The organism is Nocardioides sp. (assembly GCF_031422975.1).
Taxonomy (GTDB): Bacteria; Actinomycetota; Actinomycetes; order Propionibacteriales; family Nocardioidaceae; genus Nocardioides.
This window is the reverse complement of sequence record NZ_JANPEO010000373.1, coordinates 1-5,368: the sequence shown is the minus strand read 5'-3', so window position 1 is coordinate 5,368 and position 5,368 is coordinate 1. Positions and strand designations below refer to the sequence as shown.

At 67.7% G+C, this 5,368-nt stretch carries 5 protein-coding genes; 1 reads left to right on the top strand and 4 read right to left on the bottom strand.

The features are described from left to right. A partial coding sequence (locus RMO85_RS11270; RefSeq protein ID WP_310528817.1) for a nucleotidyltransferase domain-containing protein occupies positions 1–539 on the top strand: 539 nt, incomplete at its 5' end. Here RMO85_RS11270 and RMO85_RS11265 read toward each other — a convergent pair. The 4 genes from RMO85_RS11265 to RMO85_RS11250 all read right to left on the bottom strand — a co-directional run bounded on the left by RMO85_RS11265 (position 523) and on the right by RMO85_RS11250 (position 5,257). Further along, the gene (locus RMO85_RS11265) at positions 523–1,881 is read right to left on the bottom strand and encodes a replication-associated recombination protein A (RefSeq protein WP_397203706.1); all 1,359 of its coding nucleotides are present in this window, start codon (positions 1,879–1,881) and stop codon (positions 523–525) included. The two genes, RMO85_RS11270 and RMO85_RS11265, sit on opposite strands and share 17 nt — an antisense overlap. Then, positions 1,882–2,985: an ABC transporter ATP-binding protein gene (locus RMO85_RS11260; protein ID WP_397203708.1), complete on the bottom strand. Its 1,104-nt coding sequence runs from the start codon at positions 2,983–2,985 to the stop codon at positions 1,882–1,884. It abuts the gene before it with no gap. A 170-nt stretch (positions 2,986–3,155) separates the two neighbouring features. Then, the gene (locus tag RMO85_RS11255; RefSeq protein ID WP_310528815.1) at positions 3,156–4,253 is read right to left on the bottom strand and encodes an ABC transporter ATP-binding protein; all 1,098 of its coding nucleotides are present in this window, start codon (positions 4,251–4,253) and stop codon (positions 3,156–3,158) included. Continuing rightward, the gene (locus RMO85_RS11250; RefSeq protein WP_310528814.1) at positions 4,250–5,257 is read right to left on the bottom strand and encodes an ABC transporter permease; all 1,008 of its coding nucleotides are present in this window, start codon (positions 5,255–5,257) and stop codon (positions 4,250–4,252) included. The genes RMO85_RS11255 and RMO85_RS11250 overlap by 4 nt, the downstream gene beginning before the upstream one ends. Positions 5,258–5,368: the final 111 nt, after the last annotated feature.

Here is a 5,368-nt window from a genome sequence, read left to right as displayed (position 1 = left end):
CCCTGCAGGTCGGCGGCTCGCTCTCCACCGGCGATCACCAGGCGGGCCTCAGCGACCTGGATCTCGTGGCCGTGACGGACGGCCCGGTCACGGCGTATCGGCAAGCGAAGCTCAGATCGATCCACGAGACGATTTCGGCGGCTGCCGAGCTCCTTCAACATGGCTGTGCGATCTTCGAGCACGAGCCGAACGCGGTGTGGGCCGTCATGTCGGCAGCCGACGTTCGCCAAGCCGTGGTCGAGGAGATGACCGGCTACTGGTCGTGGGCCGCCCACCGGCCGTGGCTGTTGCTGTCGATCGATCAGATCGACCTGTCCGTAGCCACCATGCTGCGGGCCAGGCACACGCTCGCGACGGGAGACCTCATCACCAAGTCGGCGGCGCTCACAGGCAAGGGCGCCGACGTCCTGTCGGCGCACCTGGTCCAAGGCGTTCGCGCACGCCGAGACGGATCGGCCGGTCCCCCGGGCGTGCGCCTGATCCTCGACTCGGTCGACGCGTGGCGACTGACGCGCCGCAACATCACTTCCCGCGAATGATCTTGCGGACCCGCTCCCAGCGATCCTTGAGCGCGGCCTCGGCGCCGAGGGCGGTGGGCCGGTAGTAGGCCGCGTCCTCGATCACGTCGGGGGCGTACTGCTGCTCGGCGATCCCGAACGGCTCGTCGTGGCTGTACTTGTACGCACTCCCGTGACCGAGCTTCTTCGACCCGGCGTAGTGCGCGTCGCGGAGGTGCGGGGGCACGTTCCCGATCTTGCCGGCGCGCACGTCGGCGCTCGCGGCGTCGACGGCCAGGGTCACGGCGTTGGACTTCGGCGCGATGGCGAGCGCGATCGTGGCCTGCGCCAGGTTGAGCCGCGCCTCGGGCATCCCGATCAGCTGCACGGCCTGAGCGGCCGCGACGGCCGTGGTGAGTGCCGTCGGATCGGCGAGACCGACGTCCTCGCTGGCCAGGATCACCAACCGGCGGGCGATGAAGCGCGGATCCTCGCCGGCCTCCATCATCCGCGCGAGATAGTGCAGAGAAGCGTCGACATCGGACCCGCGCACCGACTTGATGAAGGCGCTGATCACGTCGTAGTGCTGGTCGCCCTGCCGGTCGTAGCGCACGGCCGCCTGGTCGACGGCGGTCTCGGCCGTCGCCAGGTCGATGAGGGTGTTGCCCTGGGACCTGGCCGCCCCGGCCGCCGCCTCGAGATAGGTGAGCACCCGGCGGGCGTCACCGCCGGCGAGCCGGACGAGATGGGCCTGGGCGTCCTCGTCGATCTCGAACCGGCCGGCCAGGCCGCGCTCGTCGATCAGCGCCTGTTCGGCCACGGCGACGATGTCGTCGTCGGTCAGCGACTCCAGCCGCAGCAGCAGGCTGCGCGAGAGCAGCGGCGAGATCACCGAGAAGAACGGGTTCTCCGTGGTCGCGGCCACCAGCGTCACCCAGCGGTTCTCGACGCCCGGGAGCAGGGCATCCTGCTGCGCCTTGGTGAACCGGTGCACCTCGTCGACGAAGAGCACCGTCTCGTTGCCGCCGCGTGCCAGCTCGGAGCGGGCGGCATCGATGGCCGCGCGGACCTCCTTGACCCCGGCAGCCACGGCCGAGACCTCGACGAACCTGCGCTGCGTCTGCTGGCTGACGATCGAGGCGATGGTCGTCTTGCCGGTGCCGGGCGGACCCCACAACAGCAGCGACATCGACTGGTCGCCCTCGATCAGCTGGCGCAGCGGCGACCCGGCCGCCCGCAGTTGTGCCTGCCCCACCAGCTCGTCGAGCGTGCGCGGGCGCATGCGTACGGCGAGAGGCGCCGAGGCGTGGGTGTTGGCACCGAGGGATCCACCGCCGGGCACCCCGGCGCCGGCGTGTTCGGGGATGTCGAAGAGGGAGTCCACTCAGGCCGAGGTGAGCTGCTTGGTCTTGAGGTCGTACCACTCGTTCTCGTAGCCGGGGCCGGTGATGAGCGGGGTCGCCGTCACCGTGCCGGACGGGCTGCCCTGGTCGTCCACACCGAGCAGGTCGGCCGTGACCGGGGTCGCCGGGTGCGCTCCGAGCTCGCCGGCGAAGTGGCAGGCCACCTTGTGCCGCCGGCCGATCTGCAACAGCGGCGGCTCGACCTTTGCGCAGATCTCCTGCGCGTAGGAGCAGCGGGTGCGGAACCGGCAGCCCGAGGGCGGGTTGACCGGGCTCGGCACATCGCCCTCGAGGCGGATGCGCTCACGACGACCACCGATGGCGGCCTGCTTCACGTCGGGAACGGCCGAGATCAGCGCCTGCGTGTACGGGTGGTGCGGGCGGGCGTAGAGCGTCTCTCGGTCGGCGATCTCGACGATCTTGCCGAGGTACATCACCGCAACCTCGGGGCAGAAGTGCCGCACGATCGCGAGGTCGTGTGCGATGAAGAGGAACGCGATGTCGAATTCCTTCTGCAGGTCCTGCAGCAGGTTGACGACCTGGGCCTGGATGGAGACGTCGAGCGCCGAGACGGGCTCGTCGGCCACCAGCAGCTTGGGATTGAGGGTCAGGGCGCGGGCGATGCCGATGCGTTGACGCTGACCACCGGAGAACTCGTTGGGGTAGCGGTTGTAGTGCTCAGGGTTGAGCCCCACGACCTCGAGGAGCTCCTGCACGCGCGACAGGACCTGCTTCTTCGGCACGACGTGGTGCACCGACAGCGGGGCACCGACGATGGCGCCGACCGTGTGGCGCGGGTTCAGCGACGTGTAGGGATCCTGGAAGATCATCTGGATGTCACGGCGGTAGGGCTTCATCTCACGCTGGGAGAGCTTCGCGAGATCCCTGCCCTCGAACATCATCGAGCCGGCCGTCGGTTCGTAGAGCCGGGTGATCAGCCGGCCGGTCGTCGACTTGCCGCAACCGGACTCCCCGACCAGACCCAGCGAGCCACCGCGCGGCACCTGGAACGAGACACCGTCCACAGCCTGCACCTGACCGATCGTGCGACGCAGCAGGCCAGACGACTTCACGGGGAAGTACATCTTGAGGTTCTCGACCTCGAGCACCGGCTCGGCGTCCGGGTCCAGCCGCGAGGCAGCGTGGCCGACGAAGTCGCCGGCCCTCCTCACCTCGTGGTCACTGTAGAAGTCATGCGGCTCCCGGTCGCCCTCGAGCACGGCGTCCACCTGGGGTTCGGCGTTGGGCTCCTGAGTCATCGGTTCTCCTCGACCAGGTCGGGGGCGATCTCGGGCAGGACGTGCGTCCTGTAGATCGTGTCGGGGTTGGCGAGGTGGCAGCGCTTGAGGTGTTCGGCCCGGAGCGCGGTGGGAGTGAGCTCGGGCAGCTTCTCCGAGCACAGGTTGCCAGGCACCTGGTCGACGAACGAGCACCTCGGGTGGAAGGCACAGCCCGACGGCGGGCTCAGCAGGCTCGGCGGGTTGCCCGGGATCGGGATCAGCCGGGCGTCGGTGCTGGCCGAGATGTCGGGGATGCTGGAGAGCAGGCCCCACGTGTAGGGCATCTCCGGGTGGGTCAGGATCTCCTTGGTGGTGCCGTACTCGACGCACCGCCCGGCATACATCACCAGCACCTCGTCGGCCATCTCGGCGATCACGCCGAGGTCGTGGGTGATGATGATGACCGCGGAGTTGAACTCGCGCTGGAGGTCCTGGAGAAGGTCGAGGATCTGCGCCTGCACGGTCACGTCGAGCGCCGTGGTGGGCTCGTCGGCGATCAGGAGCGCCGGGTCGTTGATCAGACCCATGGCGATCATCGCGCGCTGGCGCATACCGCCCGAGAACTGGTGCGGGAAGTCGTCGACACGACGGTCGGGCTGAGGGATGCCGACCCGGTCGAGCATCTCGATCGACTTGCGCCGAGCATCCCGGTCACTCGCGCTCGGGTGGTGGACCTGATATGCCTCGGCGAGCTGGGCGCCGATCTTGTAGAACGGGTGCAGCGCCGCGAGGGCGTCCTGGAAGATCATCGAGACCGTGTTGCCGCGCAGCTTGCGCATGCGCGACTCCGACAGTCCGACGACCTCGGTGCCGTCGACCCGGATCGAGCCGGTGATGGTGCTCGCCTTGGCGTCGTGCAGGCCGAGCACGGCCATGCTGGACACCGACTTGCCGGAGCCCGACTCCCCCACGATGCCGAGGGTCTTGCCCATCTCGACCTTGTAGCTCATGCCCTGCACCGCGTTGACCGGACCGTCCTGGGTCGGGAAGCTCACCGTGAGGTCCTCGACCTCCAGGATCGGCCCTCCGGAACGCTCGGTGGTCGGGTCGGAGCTGGAAATGGTGCTGGTCACGAAAGCCTCACCCTCGGGTCCAAGAAGCTGTAGATGATGTCCACGAGCAGGTTGCTGACGATCAGCATGACGGCCGCGAACAGGGCGGTGGCCGCCACGACAGGCAGGTCCTTGTTGCCCACGGCCTGCAGGCTCCAGTAGCCGATGCCCTGGATCTCGAAGATGCGCTCGGTGAAGATGGTGCCGGCAAGCAGGGTGCCGAAATCGATGCCGAAGATGGTGACGACCGGGACAAGCGCAGCGCGCAGCCCGTGCCGGTAGACGATCGTACGGGTGGGAAGGCCCTTGGCCTTCGCCGTACGGATGTAGTCCTCGCTCAAGGCCTCGACCATCGCACCGCGCGTGTATCGCGTGTATTGCGTGCAACCGAAGATGCCCAGCGCGATCCAGGCCAGGAACAGGCCGCCGAACCACTTGACCGGGCCCTCGGAGAACGGTGAGAAGTAACCGACGTCGGAGATGAACGGGGCCTCCCACAAGACGGTGAGGTAGAGCCAGGTCAACAGGGCGAACAGGTAATAGGGGATCGAGCTGATGAACAGGAAGCTGGAGACAAGCGCCTTGTCGGTCACCGAGCCGCGCCGTCGAGCGGCGGCGACGCCGATGGGCACACCCAGCAGGAGATAGAGGAAGGCACCGCCCACCGCGACAGAGATGGTCGCCGGGAGCCGACTGACGAGCTCGTGGGTCACCGGCACCTTGGTGTTGTAGGAGAGACCGAGGCACGGCGCACCGCACTCGTAGGTCGTCGAGCTGAACTTGATGTCGCGGCCGACGAAGATGCCCTTCACGAACTTGCCGTACTCGGAGTAGATCGGGTTGTTGTAACCCAGGTTCTCCTTGTAGATCTCGATGCGATCCCCGCAGCGGTTGCTGGTCTCGCGGTCGCAAATGGGCTGTGCCGGGCTGGACGGGCCGTACCAGAACAGGGCGAACACCGCCATGGACACGAGTGTCACGACGAGGAACCCTGAGATCAGCCGCTTGACGATATAGGCGAACATCGCAGTCTCTCCGGGGGTGATGGATGAGTCCGGGCTGGCGAGTGGGGGCTGCCGTTTAGGGAGCCCCCACCCGACAGGTGAATAAATTGCTACAAGGGGTGTCTACACACG

Coding starts and splice junctions, on each gene's coding strand:
- RMO85_RS11260 (WP_397203708.1), bottom strand. CDS start 2,985: ATGTACTTCCCCGTGAAGTCGTCTGGCCTGCTGCGTCGCACGATCGGT.
- RMO85_RS11250 (WP_310528814.1), bottom strand. CDS start 5,257: ATGTTCGCCTATATCGTCAAGCGGCTGATCTCAGGGTTCCTCGTCGTG.